Source organism: Ideonella aquatica (genome assembly GCF_018069755.1).
Lineage (GTDB): Bacteria > Pseudomonadota > Gammaproteobacteria > Burkholderiales > Burkholderiaceae_C > Ideonella > Ideonella aquatica.
The window spans coordinates 196490-213081 of record NZ_JAGQDE010000003.1; the positions used below are offsets into that span (position 1 = coordinate 196490).

The 16592-nt window shown below is 66.3% G+C and carries 15 protein-coding genes; 7 read left to right on the forward strand and 8 right to left on the reverse strand.

The genetic code is table 11. The features are described from left to right. Positions 1 to 25: 25 nt before the first annotated feature. Genes KAK06_RS05160 through KAK06_RS05185 form a run of 6 tightly spaced genes read left to right on the forward strand, consistent with a single transcriptional unit; the run spans position 26 to position 6348 of the window. A complete protein-coding gene (locus tag KAK06_RS05160) occupies positions 26 to 1186 on the forward strand; it encodes a glycosyltransferase (RefSeq protein ID WP_210800853.1) in 1161 nt (386 codons plus the stop codon). After that, complete coding sequence (locus KAK06_RS05165; protein WP_210800854.1) at positions 1179 to 2462, forward strand: O-antigen ligase family protein; 1284 nt, start codon at positions 1179 to 1181, stop codon at positions 2460 to 2462. The genes KAK06_RS05160 and KAK06_RS05165 overlap by 8 nt, the downstream gene beginning before the upstream one ends. A 13-nt stretch (positions 2463 to 2475) precedes the next feature. Beyond that, positions 2476 to 3447, forward strand: a complete 972-nt coding sequence (locus KAK06_RS05170; RefSeq protein ID WP_210800855.1) for a hypothetical protein — start codon at positions 2476 to 2478, stop codon at positions 3445 to 3447. After that, a complete protein-coding gene (locus tag KAK06_RS05175) occupies positions 3444 to 4208 on the forward strand; it encodes an acyltransferase (RefSeq protein ID WP_210800856.1) in 765 nt (254 codons plus the stop codon). The genes KAK06_RS05170 and KAK06_RS05175 overlap by 4 nt, the downstream gene beginning before the upstream one ends. After that, entirely contained in the window at positions 4205 to 5182 is a 978-nt protein-coding gene (locus KAK06_RS05180) for an NAD-dependent epimerase/dehydratase family protein (protein ID WP_210800857.1), read from the forward strand. The genes KAK06_RS05175 and KAK06_RS05180 overlap by 4 nt, the downstream gene beginning before the upstream one ends. A 14-nt stretch (positions 5183 to 5196) precedes the next feature. Then, positions 5197 to 6348, forward strand: coding sequence for a glycosyltransferase family 4 protein (locus KAK06_RS05185; RefSeq protein ID WP_247652678.1), 1152 nt, complete (start codon positions 5197 to 5199; stop codon positions 6346 to 6348). A 21-nt stretch (positions 6349 to 6369) separates the two neighbouring features. Here KAK06_RS05185 and KAK06_RS05190 read toward each other — a convergent pair whose 3' ends face one another. From KAK06_RS05190 to KAK06_RS05225, 8 genes are all read right to left on the reverse strand, one after another. Beyond that, on the reverse strand, positions 6370 to 7365 hold the full coding sequence (locus KAK06_RS05190; protein WP_210800859.1) for an NAD-dependent epimerase/dehydratase family protein: 996 nt from the start codon (positions 7363 to 7365) through the stop codon (positions 6370 to 6372). 7 nt (positions 7366 to 7372) lie between these two features. Next, positions 7373 to 8125 (reverse strand): glycosyltransferase family 2 protein, encoded by a 753-nt coding sequence (locus tag KAK06_RS05195; RefSeq protein WP_210800860.1) that lies wholly within the window; start codon positions 8123 to 8125, stop codon positions 7373 to 7375. Between the two features lie 23 nt (positions 8126 to 8148). After that, positions 8149 to 9069, reverse strand: coding sequence for a hypothetical protein (locus tag KAK06_RS05200; protein WP_210800861.1), 921 nt, complete (start codon positions 9067 to 9069; stop codon positions 8149 to 8151). 85 nt (positions 9070 to 9154) lie between these two features. Next, positions 9155 to 9889 (reverse strand): glycosyltransferase family protein, encoded by a 735-nt coding sequence (locus KAK06_RS05205; RefSeq protein ID WP_210800862.1) that lies wholly within the window; start codon positions 9887 to 9889, stop codon positions 9155 to 9157. Positions 9890 to 9897: 8 nt separating this feature from the next. Next, positions 9898 to 11109 (reverse strand): oligosaccharide flippase family protein, encoded by a 1212-nt coding sequence (locus KAK06_RS05210; protein ID WP_210800863.1) that lies wholly within the window; start codon positions 11107 to 11109, stop codon positions 9898 to 9900. Between the two features lie 42 nt (positions 11110 to 11151). After that, positions 11152 to 12102 carry a GDP-L-fucose synthase family protein gene (locus tag KAK06_RS05215; RefSeq protein ID WP_210800864.1) on the reverse strand — a complete coding sequence of 317 codons (951 nt, stop codon included), beginning with the start codon at positions 12100 to 12102 and terminating at the stop codon, positions 11152 to 11154. Positions 12103 to 12105: 3 nt separating this feature from the next. Next, complete coding sequence (gene gmd / locus KAK06_RS05220; RefSeq protein WP_210800865.1) at positions 12106 to 13239, reverse strand: GDP-mannose 4,6-dehydratase; 1134 nt, start codon at positions 13237 to 13239, stop codon at positions 12106 to 12108. 71 nt (positions 13240 to 13310) lie between these two features. Then, positions 13311 to 15386, reverse strand: a complete 2076-nt coding sequence (locus KAK06_RS05225; RefSeq protein ID WP_210800866.1) for an SLBB domain-containing protein — start codon at positions 15384 to 15386, stop codon at positions 13311 to 13313. Positions 15387 to 15459: 73 nt separating this feature from the next. Here KAK06_RS05225 and KAK06_RS05230 point away from each other — a divergent pair, with 73 nt between their 5' ends. After that, entirely contained in the window at positions 15460 to 16551 is a 1092-nt protein-coding gene (locus KAK06_RS05230; RefSeq protein ID WP_210800867.1) for an MraY family glycosyltransferase, read from the forward strand. Positions 16552 to 16592: the final 41 nt, after the last annotated feature.

Consider the following 16592-nt stretch of genomic DNA (forward strand, 5'->3'; position numbering starts at 1 on the left):
ACACGGGAACTTCGGCTGACATCGCATGGCGCGACGCATTGCTTTGGTGGATGCGCAGGCCGGGACAGGTCATCGGCGCGCCTATGCGCAGACCCTGATCAATGCCCTTCGTGCACGTGGCGACGACCCGGTCATACTCGGCTCGCCTGCGTGGTGCGCGTCGTTCGCGGGCGAGTTGCCTTGCATCGAGGTGGCGGCGGTGCAGGCCGCTGCCGGTTACCGTGCGCGCGGCCGGGCTTTCCAGGCGTTCCTGCGGGCGGTGTTCGAGGCGGCCAGAGCGCACCAGGTGGATGTCGTGCATCTTCTGTATCTCGATGGCTACCTGCAAGCGCTGCTGGCCGTGGGGATACCCACTGAGTTCAGCACCTGTGCGACCCTGCACTGGTACCCATTCCTTGGAGACACCGCCGGATGGCGCGACCCGCGCCGCTGGTTGAAGGCCGTGCTGACCCGCTATTGGGCGAGGCGGTTGGTGCGTGGCGGTGTGCAGTTGGTTGTCCACTCGCCGGCGGCTCAGGCCGGTCTGGCAGTCGACGCGCTGGTTCTGGACTATCCCAACTTCGACACACCGCCCCATGTCGATGCCGCCGCCAGGGAGGCGGCGCGCTGCCAGCTTGGACTGCGCAGCGATGACCGGCTCTTCCTGTGTTTCGGCGGCACCCGGACCGACAAGGGCGCGGACCGCGCCATTCGTGCCCTGGCCGGCACACCAGAGCATTGCCACCTGCTGATCGCTGGCGCGGCACAGCATTTGTCGGCCACGGCACTGTCGCAATTGGCGCAGGAACTTGGGCTGGCGGCGCGCGTCCACCTGGATCTGCGTTTCATTCCTGACCAGGAGGTGGGGAGCATCTTCTCGGCCGCCGACGTGGTCCTGCTGCCTTACCGCGAGGACTTCGCCGGGCAGAGCGGTCCGTTCGTCATCGGCGCCACGATGGGCCTGCCGGTGATGTTCAGTGACCTGCCAGTGATGGCGGAGACGGCCGAGCGGTTCCGTTTTGGTCGGCGGGTGTCGCCCGCGTCATCGCTTGAGGCACTGACCCAGGCCATGTCGGGACCGCTGCCGCCCGTGGCATCGGGCGAGGACCGAGCGGCCCTGCTCGATGCCACCGACCCGGTCATGTTCGGCCACCGCATGGCAGCGGCCTACGGAACGTCTGAGGACGGACGGCGGGCTCATGGCTGACCTGTCGGTGCAATGGCCGCAGTCCTCCACGATCGGACGTGGCGCTGACGCTGCGCGCTCGATGCTGATGGCGCTGGCCCTGATGGGTTATCCGCTTGTCGCTGCCCTGGCCGGCATCGCCGGTCTGGGGGAATCCTCGGCGCCGTCGATCGCCTTGCGCGTCGGGGTGGTGGTGCTCGCGATCTATGTGCTGTTCGAGCGGCCGCTGCGCATCACGCACGGCCTGGGCTGGTTCATTGTTGGCACCATGTGTTTCTGGAGTGCCTACCTGGGACGCATCCTGGTCGACGGTTTTGCGCGCGACATGACCCTGCAACTGTCGGGTAGCGAGTACCTGGCCTATGCGGTCATGTTTTCCCTGCTGCCGGCGTGCGGTGCGTTGCAAGGACCGCCGGAACCCACCCGTTCAACGCTGTTGCTGAGGCGCCTGGTGCTGCTGGGGCTGCTGACGATGCTGCTGGCGGCCCTGGCTTATCTGCGCAGCCTGAGTGACCTGCAGTCTGCGCTGCAAGGGCGGGCCGGCCTGGAAAAGCTCAATCCGATCTCGCTGGGCCATCTCGGTGTCAGCCTGTTCCTGCTGTCGTGCGTCCTGCTGGCCTGCGGACCGTCCGGCCGGGGCAGCATCTGGGTCACCGCAGCGGCGATGCTGACCCTGGTACTGGGCGCCGTGGCGGTGGGGATGGCGGGCTCCAAAGGCCCGTTCGTGGCGCTGCTGGTGGCTGCCAGCGCGTACCTGCTGGCGCCCATGCGGGGTGCCCAGCGGCTGCGATGGATCGTCGCGGGTGCGTTGGTGCTGGGTGTGTTGGCGGTGGCCCTGGTCAACATGGGCGATCAACTGGAGAGCGTTCAGCTGCTCGCGCGGCTGGCCGATCTGCTCAGCGGCCAGTCGGCCGACGAGAGCACCACATCTCGGATGGATGCGTATCAATCCGCCATCGATCAGTTCAGTGAATCGCCAATCTATGGCGACGCGCTGGTCGAGAGGATCCATCACTACTACCCGCACAACGCGATTCTGGAAGTCGCGATGGCCACGGGCTTGATGGGCCTGCTGCCCTTCCTGGCCATCGTGCTGGCGTCGATGATCCAGTCCTGGCGCGCCCTGGCCCAAGGCGGCGAGGGGCGCTGGATCCACATGCTCAACATCCAGTACTTCGTGGCCGCCATCTTCTCGGGCGGCGTTTTCTCGGACTCGCAGATGTGGTTCTTCCTGCTGCTGTGCTATGCCTCGTCGCAGCAGGGTTCGCCGCCTCGCGCGTCTGCGCTGCCTGCGTGACCTGACAACCGACATGTCGACCCCGACCTTGGCAGATCCAGACCCGACCGTCGCCCAGGCACCGACGCCCGGCCACGCGCCGGTTGCCGTCATGGCCTATCGCCGGCCGCAGCACCTGGACGCCACCTTGCAAGCCCTGCTGCTGTGTCCGGAGGCGGCCGACAGCGATATCCATGTGTTCGTGGATGGACCCAAAGGCGAGGCGGATCGGGCCGAAGTGCAGGCCACCCGCGACGTGGCGCGCCGCCTATTGGGGGAGCGGGCGACCTATCACTTCGCGCAGACCAACCAGGGGCTGGCCCGTTCCATCATCGGCGCGGTCACGTCCCTGAGCGCTGCGTACGGGAGAGTGATTGTCCTGGAGGACGACATCGTTGTGGCGCCCATCACGCTGACCTACTTGAATGCAGCCCTGGCCCGCTACCAGGACGACCCACGCGTGATGCAGGTGTCGGCGCACATGTTTGACAACGTTCCCTGGGCTGATGGGGATCCGGCCTTGATGCTGCCGTTCACCACCTCGTGGGGCTGGGCCACCTGGGAGCGTGCGTGGCGTCAGTTCGACCCCCTGGCCATCGGCTGGGAGGGACTGGCCACAGACAAGGCCCTGCGTCGATCGTTCAATCTGTCGGGTGTCTACGACTTTGCCAGCATGCTGGAGCGGCAGATGCGGGGCCTGCGCGATTCCTGGGCCATCCGCTGGTACTGGAGCGTGTACCGGGCCGGCGGCATGGTGCTGTATCCGCCACGGTCGCTGGTCAGCAACACTGGCTTCGATGGCTCAGGCACCCATGGCCGGGCCCTGCTTCGGCGCTTTGGCAGCGACGGTTCCAGCCCGGCCGCGCCACCGGCGCTGCCGCGTTGGCCTGAGCTGGTCCAGGTGAACGATGCGGACATGCGTGCGGTGTGCCGTGCGATTCGCAAGAGCAATGGCGGCTGGACCGGTTGGTTGGTGGACCGGTTGCGGCATCTGATCGGACGATGATGGCCGACGAGCACCTTCCCCCTCCCGGCCTGAAGGCTCGGGTCAAGGCGATGCTGCGGCAGCACCCTGTGCTGGCGCTGTGGGTGGCACGTGGCCTGGCCTCGGTCATGGCGATCCGGGCCTGGCCGCGACGCCTTCATGCCCTGACGTATTGCAGCGTGGCCGGTGATGTGCGGGTCACTGGCTGGCGCCAGGTGGCGCTGGGTCGCAACTGCGTGATTGGTGCGGGCAGCTGGCTCAACGTCAACCACCGCGGCGATGCGTCGGCTGCGCTGCGGATCGGCCATGATGCCTTCATCGGTCGGCGGAACTTCTTCACCGTCGGGCGCACGATCGATGTCGGCCCCTACTGTCTGACCGCTTCTGACTGTGCATTCGTGGGCAGTTCGCACCATGTGGCCGATCCCGGGCTCCCGTATATCGCCACCGGCACGACGCAGGACGCGGACATCGTCGTTGGCGCCAACTGTTTCTTCGGCTACCGCGCGGCGGTGCTGGGCCACGTGCGCATCGGCCATGGCTCCATCATCGGCGCGTTCAGCGTGGTCAGGCATGACTTGCCGCCGTTTTGCGTAGCCGTGGGCAATCCTGCCCGGGTGATTCGACGCTTCGACTGGGCGGCTGGCCGCTGGCGCGAGGCGGATGCCGCTGTGGACTGGACCTGTCCAGACGAGCCGACCTATCTGCGCCGGCTGCAGGAACGCCACGGGCATGTGCTGCAGCCGCTGTCAGCGGCGCGAACATGGGGAGGTGACATATGAGTGCGTTGGCAGGAGCGCCGGTTCGGTCCGCACTGGTCACAGGTGCCCGCGGCTTCATCGGGCGCCACCTGTGCCGTCACCTGGCGTTGAACGGCTGGCAGGTGGCGGGATTGGGGCATGGCCACTGGCCTGAGGCCGAGGCGATGCGTTGGGGCGTGAGCCGTTGGGTCAACGGCGGTGTCACGGCAGCGAACCTGGATGCTCTGTACCCCTCTACTGGGGCACTCAGCACGGTGTTCCATCTGGCCGGGGGGTCGTCGGTGGGGGCGGCCATCGCCAACCCCCGCGAGGACTTTGACCGCACGGTGACCACCACGGCGGATCTGATGGAGTGGCTGCGACTGAACGCGCCGGCCACGGCTGTGGTCGCCGTCTCCAGTGCGGCGGTGTATGGCGCGGGACACGAGGGTCCGATCGCCGAGGACGCCGACCTCCATCCCTATTCGCCGTATGGGCACCACAAGCTGATGATGGAGTCGCTGTGCCGGTCCTACGGAGCGAGCTTTGGCACCCGGGCGACGGTGGCGCGGCTGTTTTCGGTCTACGGTGCCGGTCTGAGCAAGCAATTGCTGTGGGACATCTGCTCGCGCCTGCACAAAGGGGTGAGGTCGTTGGAACTCGGCGGCAGTGGCAATGAGTTGCGCGACTGGGTGGCCGTGGACGATGTGGTCTGCGCACTGGAGCGCCTGGCAGACGAGGCCCATCCCGCCGTGCCTGCCTTCAATGTCGGCACGGGCCTGGCCACCCCGGTTCGGGACGTTGCCGAGTTGGTCCTGAAGGCCTGGTCCTCGACCAACGGTGGCACTGCTCCGGCGCTGTCGTTCTCCGGCGCATCGCGACAGGGGGATCCGTTCAGCCTGTGCGCCGACGTCGGTCGGCTGGCGCACCTGTCCTGGCGCGCCCGCCACGGCCTCGAAGCCGGTCTTGCCCGGTACGTGGCGTGGTTCCAGCAATCGCAGATGGATGTATCGTGATACGCGTGGGCTTCATGTTGATCGGCGGCCGGCACTGGACCGGCGGCTACAACTACCTGTTGAACCTGGTTCAGCAGATCGACCGCTTCGTGCCGGATCGAATTCGACCGGTGCTGTTCTTTGGTGATGACCTCGACCACGAGGATGTGGCACCCTTTGAGCGCATTGAATCCGCCGAAGTGGTGATATCGCCGCTGGTCAATGCTGCGCGGCGGCGCTCGTCTCTGATGCGTTGTCTGCTCTCGGGAAGAGACCCGGCGCTGGTGTCTCTCTTCGGGGCCTGCCGGATCGACGTGGCCTTTGAGAACGCGCAGTTCCTGGGCTGGCGCTGGCGCATTCCCACCATCGCATGGATCCCGGATTTCCAGCATCTGTGCCTGCCGCACCTGTTCACCCGCAGGAGCTTCTGGCAACGCGAACTCGGCTTTCAGGCCCAGGTACGATCGGGCCGCCTGATCATGCTGTCGAGCGAGGATGCCTTGCAAATGTGCGAGGCGCACTACCCAGGCAGCCGAGGTCGTACCGAGGTTGCGCGCTTCGCCATCTGGCCGCCGGCGCGCCCCAGCCTGGCTGATTCGCTGGCCGTGGCGGCGAAGTACGGTCTGACCTCGCCCTATGTGTTCATGCCCAACCAGTTCTGGAAGCACAAGAATCACCGCCTGGTGATCGAGGCGCTGAGCCTTCTGAAGGCGCGCGGCCATCGGGTCATGGTGGCGGCTTCGGGTCGGCAACTGGACACCCGTGACGCGGCGTATTTCCCGTCCATTGAGTCGCTGGTGAAGGAGCGCGGCGTCAGCGATGAATTCCGTTTGCTGGGCATGCTGCCCTATGCGGACCTGGCGCCGCTGATGCGCGCCAGCGTGGCGCTGCTCAATCCATCGCTGTTTGAAGGCTGGAGCACGACCGTGGAGGAGGCTCGGGCGCTGGGTGTGCCGATGCTGCTGTCCGACCTGGATGTGCACAAGGAGCAGGCTGGAGCGCAGGCCATGTATTTCGATCGGTGCGATGCTGGCGCGCTGGCCGATGCATTGATGGCCCTGCCACAGGCTCCGCTGCCCGACGACGCCTTGCAGGAAGCCGCCGTGAGCGAGGTCGCCAAGGCGCGCAGCAAGGCGTTTGCCCAGCGCTTTGCTGAAGTGGCGGAGCGCGCGGCGGCGATGGGGTGAGGACGCTCGTGCGAGCGTCGCTCACTCGGTGTAGAACACCGTTTCGTCGCGGTGCTGCTCGATGAACTCGTGCCGCACGGTGCGCTCCAGTGCCGCCTCCAGGCTGACTGGAGCCTCAAAACCCAGGGCAGCCGCACCGCTGGAAAACAGCGTGTTCGCGCAGAACTTCTTCACCCGGATGGCGCTGACCGGGAACTTCTTGCCGGTCACGGTGGCGACGCCATCCGCCAGGTGGCCCAGGGCCATGCCCACCGGCACGGGCAGGCGCCAACGCAAGGCCGGCCTTCCCAGCATCTGCCGCACCCGGCCGACGAGCTGATTCATGCTCAGGTCCGGCTTGTCGATGTAGTTGCACAGGTGCACGCCAGGACCGCGTTGCAAGGCGAAGGCCAGGAAGGCACTGACGTTCTCGACATAGGCCATCGACTTGCGGTTCTGACCCGAACCAATCATCACGAAGCGTCCACCGGCGATCTGCTTCAACAGGTTGTAGACGTTGCCGCGGTTGCGTTCACCGAACACCACGGTGGGACGGACGATGAAGAGACTGCGCTCAGAGGGGGCTTCGGCCTGCCAGGCACGCAGGACCTCCTCGGCCTCATGCTTGGTGCGGCCGTAGTCATTGAACGGCTGGATGGCACCGCCTTCGTCAGTGCCCAGGGGCGCAAATCCGTACACCGCGACCGAACTGGTGAAGACAATCGTGCGGACACGGCGCCTGCGCGCGGCTTCACAGACATTGCGAGTGCCTTGCACGTTGACATCGTCGTAGAGGCTCTTCGGTGTGACATCGTCGCGGTGTTCGGCTGCCAGATGCACGATGGGTGACGCGTCGGGCATGGCTGCCACCAAGGCATCCAGGTCCCGGATGTCCGCCAGCCGCACGCGTTCCGCAAACTGTGCGCTGGGCGCTTTGTCGATGATGACCACCTCGGTGCCCTGATGCTGAAGCAGGTGCTGGGTAAACCGGGTACCGATGAAACCGGAGCCGCCGATGACGGTGATGCTGGAATGCATGTGCTCTTCAGGTGCGTAGGGCCGCGATGCGAAAGCCGGGGAGCTTGGACAAGACCTTGCGGGCGACATACAGGCTGCCTCCACGGCCCTCGACCTCGTTGTAGGCGCGTCTGGACTCTTGCCAGCCTCGCCAGTAGGCTCGCACGCCGCTGGTGCTGGCACCGCCGATCTCCATCACCGCCAAGGTTCTGGGCAGGTAGTGGCCCTTGACCTGCATCCGGTTGATCAGCAGCAGTTGCTGCTTCAGGTCGGCCGAGATGCGGTAGCTTGGGTCGAACGGGCCCGACAACTGGGCCAGCACACTGCGGCGAACGAACAAGGCAGGGTGCGGGATCTGGGCAGCGCGCAGCCGTCGCAGGCAGGCATCGGTGGTCACCCATCGGCGCACAACCTGGCCCTGCGCGTCCGTCATCTCAACGTCGCCGTAGACGTAATCGGCGCCACTGCGCTCGAACGCCGCCGCGACCTCCGCCAGCACCTGATCGTCGGCGTAATGGTCATCCGAATTGAGAAACGCGACCACCTCACCCGTGCAGGCCGCGAAGCCCTGGTTCATTGCGTCATAGATGCCGCGGTCCGCCTGGTTGATGACGATGGCCGATGCACTGACGGACTGGGCAAGTTCCCGGGTGTTGTCGGTGGATCCTGCATCCTTGATCAGGTGTTCGACATCCGGATGGCGCTGACCGAGCACCGAACGCATCGTGCGCTCCAGGGTGCGTGCGCTGTTCTTGGTGACGGTGACGATGGAAATCTTCATGCAATGGGCTCGATGGCACCGGTCTACTTGGCGGCGCGGGGATTCTTCAGGACTTTCTGGGCAAAGAACTTGGTCTCTTCCCACCACGCGGCCTGCTCGTCCCAGACGCGCGGCTTGCGGGCGCCCATGTCATAGCCGCCCCACATCACAACGCCGTCGGCCAGCCGGAAGGCCGTCTCCAACTCCAGCCGCCAGTAATCGCGCTCAAGAAAGGTGTATTGGCGCGTCTTGTTGCTGTCGTGGTATTCGTTCCAGATGAAGATGTAGACCGGCTTGTCCGACACGCGCCGCGCTTCGCAGATCTGGGCGGTCGCGTAGCGGACCCAGCCGGCACGGTCTTCGTAGAAGGTGTAGACCGACGGGAAGATGATGTCAACCTGCCTGGCCAGCTCGCGCAGGCGGTTGTTCTGGGCCTGCCAGTCTGCGTAGGGACCGCTACCGATGCCTTTCATCGCCCGCCAGTAGTCCCGCACCGGAATCGCGCCGTAAAAGCCAAACGACCTGCCAGGCGCGGCGCTGCGAAATGCCTTGAGAACGCCGCTCAATGCGTCGACACCGCGTTGGGCCGTGGCGTCATCGACGGTGAAGTTGAAGGACTCGATGTCCAGCACAACGGGTTCATCGCCTTTGGGCAGCCCCTGGGCCAGTCCCTGGATGCGCTCGGGGTCGGCGGTCTGACCATTCGGCCCGTCCTTCAGCATGCCCCGGTCCAGGATCTTGAAGGTCTGGATGCCGTAGCGGGACAGCTCAGGCTTGCCCTGGAAGATGAAGGACTCGGCCAGGACAAATGGCGTGGCACGGGTGACACCGTCGGAGGCCATGCGCGGTCCACAGCCGGATGGGTCGGCTGCCAAGGCCAGGCCGGCCGTCATCAGCATGGAGAGGCCAACGCCCCATCGACACAGGGCATGGCGCGGCAATGACAAAAGGGGGTTGGTGTGCATCAGGGTGCGCAAAGTCAGTGTCAGCGTCCGCGTTGGTTGGCTGAATGATGATAGCAATCGAGGTCTGCAGGCATGCCGCCCTGCGTCACCGCCAGCGCAAGCCACGAACGACGGCGGCCCGCGCCAGCCGCCTTGCGTAGTGCCAGTCGAACTCGTCGTAACGCACCCCCATCGAGCCGGACACACCGTGGATGATTGGTGGCGGCAGCATCGCGTACCTGAACAGCGGCTCCGTCGCCAGTGCCCGTGCGAAGCAGTGCTCGAGATTGACGCCCGCCGGCTCGTCGACCTGGTGATGGGCTGTGGCAAGTCGGTCCCGGTAGAACGCCAGATCGCACAGGTAGAAGCGCGTGTCGAGCAACACCGGACGAAGGCGGCCTCGGTAGTCGAAGGAGGCGGGCTGCTGTCGGTTCCAGGCCTCGACAGCGGCCAGGTTCGAGATCCACAGCTTGCCGGTGCACTTGGCAAATCGCGTTGCCCCCTGCAGCGTCCGTCCGTGGGCGAGCGCGAACTGGACGATCTCACCTTCACCAAAGCCTTTGCCTCGCCGCTGCACCTGTGACTGGTCGTTGACGAAGTGCAGCACTTCCACCGAGGCCGACGGCGCCACGCGGCGACACAGGTCGTCGACCTGCTCCCGCAGGTCGAAGCCACTGCCGTCGCACACCACGTAGGCGAGTTCAGGTCGCAGGCGCAGCCAGCGCTCCAGGCCTTCCAGCGTGAGGGCCAGCCGTTCCTCGGTGGCCGCGACGGCAGTGCGGGGGGCATTGGCCACGACGGAGGTCGTGATCAGCAGTGGCAAAGGCGAGGTCTGAACCATGGGCGCTGTCAAGGCGGACGCTGTCGGTAGGCGAGGGCGAGCACGGCGATGGCCACCAGGCCAGACAGCGCGGCCGCCATCGCCACGCCGGGCGTGTGCCAGCGACTGATGAGCAAGGGGGCGCTGGCGCCCAGGCACAGCAACTGGGTCAGCGTGGCCCAGGTGATGGCCTGCGGCTGGCCAATGGCCCTGAAATAGGGCGAGAGCAGCATGAGGAAGCAACCGACGGTCGCCGGCAGCAACGCAAACTTCAGCAGGTGTGCGCTGGCAGACCAGTCACCCATCCAGGGTGTTGCCGTCAGGGTTGGCATCAGCAGCCAGGCCAGCACCAACAGTGCGAAGCAGTACAGGCCGAGCCCGGACAGCACCTTGCGCATCAGGGCGTCGACCAGCCGGCGCGACTCGCGATTCAGTGCCGCCAGGGTCGGGAACAGGTAGGCCGCCAGGGCCGCGATCACATCGACGGTGCAGATTTGCGCCACCTTCATCGCCACCTGGAACTGGCCCAGTTCGGCGCTGCCGAACCACCGCGCCACGATGATTTTGTCAAGCTGGTTGAGCAAGGCGGTCAGGATGCCGTTCAGCCAGATCCAGCGACCGAACCTCATCAGCGGCAAGACACCTTGCCAGTCGGGCCGCAATTGCATGTCAACCCGGAAACGGGTCCAGCTCAGCAGCAGCCGGATCGACTCGCCAGCAATGCTACCGATGATGATCGCCAGCGGTCCAACGCCCTGCCGGATCAGCACCAGGGTGACGGCCAGATCCAGCCCCACGGCCAGCATCTCCATCGCGGCCAGTCGGCGGAACTGGCGCCCCCGGCTTTGCAAGGTCAGTCCGGGGTTGAACAGGTTGCGCAGCAGGCACTGCGCCGAGGCCAGCGCGATCAGGGGTGCGGCCCGGGCCTCGCCCAGCGCCAGCGCAAACAGGTCTGCCCCAAAGAACAGCAGCAAGGCCAGGAAACCACCGCGCAGCGCGGTCAGCACATAGGCCGTGCCCAGCGTTCGAGGGCTGGCCTCCGTGCTGGATTGGATAAGCGCTTGAGGAATGCCGGTTTCCGAGATGGCCTCGGACATTGCCATCGCGACCAGCGCAATGCTGACCAGGCCGATGGCCTCGGGCCCGAGCCAGGCGGCCGCCACGAAGAACTTGGCCGCGATCGCAACACGTTGCCAGATCTGCTGCAGGTAGACCCAGCGCGCGCTGTCCTGGGCGGGCAACTGCCAGCTCATCGGCTAGGCGGACCGAGCACGCCGCGCATGTCAGCGGCGGGCCGGATCCAACGTGCTGAGAAAATCCTGGTAGGCCAGGGCGATGCCCTCGCGGAGCGTGGTGTGCGCCTTCCAGCCCTGTGCGGCCAGATGCGATACATCCAACAGCTTGCGTGGCGTGCCATCGGGCTTGGAGCTGTCGAAAACGATGCGACCGCCGAAGCCCACAACCTGCATCACCGTCTCGGCCAGCTCACGGATGGTCACATCCTGACCGGTGCCGATGTTGACCAGGGGGCCGTCATAGCCCTGCTCCATCAGGTGCACGCAGGCATCGGCGAGGTCGTCCACGTAGAGAAACTCGCGCATCGGCGTGCCAGTGCCCCACACCACGTACTCGGTTTCGCCGCGCAGCTTGGATTCATGGGCCTTGCGGATCAGTGCCGGCAGCACGTGGCTGTTGGCCAGGTCGTAGTTGTCGTTCGGGCCATACAGGTTGGTCGGCATCACGCTGATGTACTGCCGGCCATACTGCGCGTTGTAGGCTTCGCACAGCTTGATGCCGGCGATCTTGGCAATCGCGTAGGGCTCGTTGGTGGGCTCCAGCGCGCCGCTCAGCAGGTACTCCTCCTTCAGCGGCTGCGGCGCCAGCTTGGGGTAGATGCAGCTGCTGCCCAGGAACATCAGCCGCTGCACGCCTGCCAGGTGGGCGCCGTGGATCAGGTTGTTCTGGATGCTCAGGTTGTTGAACAGGAACTCGCCGCGGTAGGTGTTGTTGGCCTGGATGCCGCCCACCTTGGCTGCGGCGATGAAGACATAGTCGGGCCGGTGCTGTGCCAGGTAGGCATGCACGGCTGCGGTGTCCATCAGGTCGAGCTCTGCGCGCACCGGCGCCAGCACGCGGCTGTAGCCGCCTGCCTGCAGGCGGCGCACCAGCGCGCTGCCCACCATGCCGCGCGCGCCAGCGACCAGGATGGTGGCGTCCTTTGCGATCGCGCTCATGGCTTACTCGTGGTGGTCGAAGGTCTGGAAGCCGGCCAGCTTCACCAGGCTGTCCTTGCGGGCGGTCGCATAGTCGGCTTCCATCATCTCGGCCACCAGCGACTGCAGGCTGGTCTTGGGCGTCCAGCCGAGCTTGGTCTTGGCCTTGGCGGGGTCGCCCAGCAGGGTCTCCACTTCGGTGGGGCGGTAGTAGCGCGGGTCCACCCGCACAATCACGTCGCCCACCTTGCACTTGGCCTTGATCTCGCCATCCACCGGCTCGATGGACTTGACAGTGCCCACCTCGGTCTCGGCCTCGCCGCTGAACTCGATCGTGATGCCCAGCTCCTTGGCGGCGAAGTCCACGAACTGGCGCACGCTGTATTGCACGCCAGTGGCGATGACGAAGTCTTCAGCCTGCTGCTGCTGCAGCATCAGCCACTGCATCTCGATGTAGTCGCGAGCGTGACCCCAGTCGCGAAGCGCGCTCATATTGCCCAGGTACAGGCAGTCCTGCAGACCCAGCGCAATGCGGCTGAGGGCGCGGGTGATCTTGCGGGTGACGAAGGTCTCGCCGCGCAGCGGACTCTCGTGGTTGAAGAGGATGCCGTTGCAGGCATAGATGCCGTAGGCCTCGCGGTAGTTCACCGTGATCCAGTAGGCGTACATCTTGGCCACCGCGTACGGGCTGCGCGGGTAGAAGGGCGTTGTCTCCTTCTGGGGGATCTCCTGCACCAGGCCGTACAGCTCCGAGGTGCTGGCCTGGTAGAAGCGGGTCTTCCGGGTCAAGCCCAGGATGCGAATGGCTTCCAGGATGCGCAGCGCGCCGATGCCGTCGGCGTTGGCGGTGTACTCGGGCTCCTCGAAGGACACGGCCACATGGCTCTGCGCTGCCAGGTTATAGATCTCGTCAGGCTGCACTTTCTGGATGATGCGCACCAGGCTGGTGGAGTCGGTCAGATCGCCATAGTGCAGGATGAACTTGCGGCCGTCGACGTGCGGGTCCTGGTACAGATGGTCAATGCGGTCGGTGTTGAACAGCGACGAACGGCGCTTGATGCCATGCACCTCGTAGCCCTTCTTCAGCAGGAACTCAGCGAGGTAGGCGCCATCCTGGCCGGTCACACCCGTGATCAAGGCAACTTTTTTCTGAGACATGGCGGGATCGTTTCTTTGGACTGATGAAAAAAGAACGCGGCTGACTGCGCTGCAGGCTCAGCCACGGGGTGTCAGTTGGTGGCCGAGCGCAGACCCGCCAGGCCCAGGCCCAGTTGGTAGAGGATCTGCGTCCAGTCCTTGGCGTCCTGCAGGAGGGTGGTCTTGTTCATCTCCTCGGGCACAAAGACCGTGTCGCCCGGCAGCGCCGGCATCGAGGCCAGCGGACCATTGTTGAACCAGCCCGAGCCCTGCAGGTTGCTGACCACGCTGCCATTGGCGCGCAGCACGAAGGCGGCTTCCTTGTCGGCGCCGCGGGTGGGGCCGCCGGCCATCTTCAGATAGTCGCCAATGCTGTGGCTGCCGTCAAAGACGAAGTTGCCGGTGTTGAAGACGCTGCCGAACACGCCCACCGAGGTGGGTCGGGCCGGCACATAGAGACGGTCGCCGTCCTCCAGTTGCATCGGCGGCAGGCTGCCGGCGTCAGCCGGCAACTGCAGCACCAGGCGGCCGTCGGGCTGCAGATTGCGCATCTTTTCGACCAGGCGTGCCGCGGCGTCGGCCCGGGCCTCCTGGGCCTTGACCTCGTCATTGGTGGCAATGCGCTGGGTGGAGCTGGCGCGGGTGATGTCCACCTCCAGGTCACGCAGCACGCGGTCGTAGTTGAGCAGTTGCGCCTGGCGCACGGTCTCGCGGGTGAACTGGGCCCCGAAGACATACGCGTTGGCGGTGAATCCACCAGCCTGGTTGATCAGGTCGGCCAGGCTGCTGGCGGCCGGCAGCACATAGACACCGGGGCGCAGCACCTCGCCCTCGATCACCACGCGCTTGTTCTGGCGCACCGTGGGCTGGCGCGGGTCGATCGCGCTGTGCACGGTGATCACGTCGCCCCGTCCGAGCGGGCGGCGCGCGGCATCGGCCAGCGGCACGTCGAAGACGCGGGCGCCGCTGCGGTCGTCCAGCGGCTCGATCGACAGGCGGTTGACGTCGGCCACCGAGGACAGGCCGCCCACCATCTTCAGCGCGCTCTCCAGCGTCTCGCCTGGCTTGAGCTCGACCACGGCCGGCTGATTGACGCTGCCCAGCAGCGCCACCTGCGGCCCGACCGGCAGCACGTGCACGACATCGTCGGGCTGCAGCACCTGGTCGGCCCGGCGGTCGCCACTGACCAGCAGGTCATAGAGATCGAAGGCCACCGGTGCCTGGCCGCGGCGGCGCAGCTCGATGCGGCGGAAGCTACCGGCCGCGGTGGGGCCACCGGCCTGGATCAGTGCCGAGGAGACCGTGGACAGTGCACCGACCACATAGCTTCCCGGCCGCGCGACAAAGCCGGTCAGGTAGACCCGCATGCCGCGCAGCTGGCCCAGCGAGACGTTGAGGTTGAAGTTGCGGAACACCTTGCCCAGCTGGCGGTTCAGCAGGGCGGGCAATTCGCTGTAGCGGGTGCCCGCCACCATCACGCTGCCCGCGCGCGGCAGCGTGATGCGGCCGGAGCGGTCGACCTGCACGCGGGTGTCGACATCGACCGAGCCCCAGACCGTGATCGCCAGCTCGTCGCCCGGCACCACCAGGTAGTCGGCCGGCACCACCGGCAAGGGGTCGGCGGCCGACAGGTCGGGCTGCATCAGCTCGGCGCCCAGGCGGCGCACCGGCACCGGCATGGCCAGACGCTGCACGTACTGCTCGAACTCGCCGGGCACGTAGGGCACGGCCTCGGGCAGCCAGGGCTGGCCATTGGCCGACAAGCCGGGCCGCTGATTGGGCGAGGCCTGCAGGGTGCGCAGACCGCCCGGGCGGCCTTGCAGGCGGGGGTCCAGCGCCTGCTGGGGCACCTGTGGCGACTGCGTCGCCGGCATGCCCATGCTGCCGCCCTGTGTGCCGTAGGTGCTGCTGCCGACACCGGTGCCGCCGTAACTGCTGCCCAGGCCCGAGCCGGTGCTCCCGGTATTGCCGTTGTTGCCCAGCACCGGCCCGACGTAGCCACCGGTGACGTTGGGCAATCCAAGGCTGTTGCTCAGCGAGCTGCCGCTTTGCGCCTGCAGCGCTGGCGCGGCCAGCCCCAGCAGGGTCGCAATAACCAGCGGCAGGCTGCGCTGGACGACGGGGACGAGGGAGAAGGGCAGGCGCATCGTTGACAGGAATATGTTCACGACCGGGACCGCGTCGCCGGATCAAGCCCGCCATTGTAGGGGCCGACCCTGGACGTGACGGTAAGATGTCGGGATGGAGATCTTGTTGACATCCTTCACGGCGGCTTGGGTCCTGACCCTGATCGCGGTGAGATCGTCACGGCACTTCGCGCACCTGTCGCACGACAACGACCTGTCGGGTCCGCAGAAGATCCATGCCACGCCGGTGCCGCGCATTGGCGGGATGGGCATCTTTGGTGGCGTTCTGGCCGGCGTGATCCTGATCGATGCGCGCGAGGGCCCCGGCCTGTCCTTCGGTACCTTGCTGATGCTGGCGGCGGTGCCGGCTTTCGCCGCCGGATTCATCGAAGACCTGCTGAAATCGGTCAGCCCGGCGCGCCGCCTGCTGGCCACTGCCGCCTCGGCGGCGCTGGCAGCCTGGCTGGTGGACGCGCTGGTGCGCCGCACCGATATCCCGGGCCTGGACTGGGTGGCCGCCTCCACGGTCGGTGCCCTGGTGCTGACCATCCCGGCGGTGGCTGGCATCGCCAATGCGGTCAACATCATTGACGGATTCAATGGCCTGGCGTCGATGTGCTCGATGCTGATGCTGGCCGCCATCGCCTACGTGGCCTTCCAGGTGGGCGACAGCGCACTGGTCACGCTGGCGCTGGCGGGCATCGGTGCCATCATGGGCTTCTTCCTCTGGAACTACCCGGCCGGGCAGATCTTCCTGGGCGATGGTGGCGCCTACTTCCTGGGCTTCCTGGTGGCTGAGCTGGGGGTGCTGCTGATCGCCCGCAACCCCCAGGTCTCGCCCTTGTTCCCGCTGGTGGTGTGCGTGTACCCGGTATTCGAGACGCTGTTCTCGATCTACCGCCGGGTCGTGGTGCGCGGCCACCACGCCAGCCATCCGGATGGCGTTCACTTGCATTCGCTGGTCTTCAAGCGCCTGATGCGATGGGCGGTGGGCAGCGAGGACCCGCGTCAGCGCACGCGGCGCAACTCGCTGACCTCGCCCTACCTGTGGGTGCTGTGCTCGCTGCCGCTGGCGCCAGCGATGCTGAGCTGGCACAGCTCGGCCATCCAGGCGGCTCTGCTCGTCACCTTTGCGCTGATCTACGTGACGCTGTACTCCCGCATCGTCAGCTTCCGCACGCCGCGCTGGCTGATCTTCCGCCGCTGATGGGCGGCCGGGTCGCTCTGGCCCGGGCCGCCACGCGGCGA

Bases quoted from the DNA above. Each gene is read 5' to 3' on its own strand.
- KAK06_RS05190 (WP_210800859.1), bottom strand. From the start codon at position 7,365: ATGCATTCCAGCATCACCGTCATCGGCGGCTCCGGTTTCATCGGTACC.
- KAK06_RS05200 (WP_210800861.1), bottom strand. From the start codon at position 9,069: ATGCACACCAACCCCCTTTTGTCATTGCCGCGCCATGCCCTGTGTCGA.
- KAK06_RS05180 (WP_210800857.1), top strand. From the start codon at position 4,205: ATGAGTGCGTTGGCAGGAGCGCCGGTTCGGTCCGCACTGGTCACAGGT.
- KAK06_RS05170 (WP_210800855.1), top strand. From the start codon at position 2,476: ATGTCGACCCCGACCTTGGCAGATCCAGACCCGACCGTCGCCCAGGCA.
- KAK06_RS05215 (WP_210800864.1), bottom strand. From the start codon at position 12,102: ATGAGCGCGATCGCAAAGGACGCCACCATCCTGGTCGCTGGCGCGCGC.
- KAK06_RS05160 (WP_210800853.1), top strand. From the start codon at position 26: ATGGCGCGACGCATTGCTTTGGTGGATGCGCAGGCCGGGACAGGTCAT.
- gmd (WP_210800865.1), bottom strand. From the start codon at position 13,239: ATGTCTCAGAAAAAAGTTGCCTTGATCACGGGTGTGACCGGCCAGGAT.
- KAK06_RS05165 (WP_210800854.1), top strand. From the start codon at position 1,179: ATGGCTGACCTGTCGGTGCAATGGCCGCAGTCCTCCACGATCGGACGT.
- KAK06_RS05185 (WP_247652678.1), top strand. From the start codon at position 5,197: ATGTTGATCGGCGGCCGGCACTGGACCGGCGGCTACAACTACCTGTTG.
- KAK06_RS05230 (WP_210800867.1), top strand. From the start codon at position 15,460: ATGGAGATCTTGTTGACATCCTTCACGGCGGCTTGGGTCCTGACCCTG.
- KAK06_RS05195 (WP_210800860.1), bottom strand. From the start codon at position 8,125: ATGAAGATTTCCATCGTCACCGTCACCAAGAACAGCGCACGCACCCTG.
- KAK06_RS05205 (WP_210800862.1), bottom strand. From the start codon at position 9,889: ATGGTTCAGACCTCGCCTTTGCCACTGCTGATCACGACCTCCGTCGTG.
- KAK06_RS05175 (WP_210800856.1), top strand. From the start codon at position 3,444: ATGATGGCCGACGAGCACCTTCCCCCTCCCGGCCTGAAGGCTCGGGTC.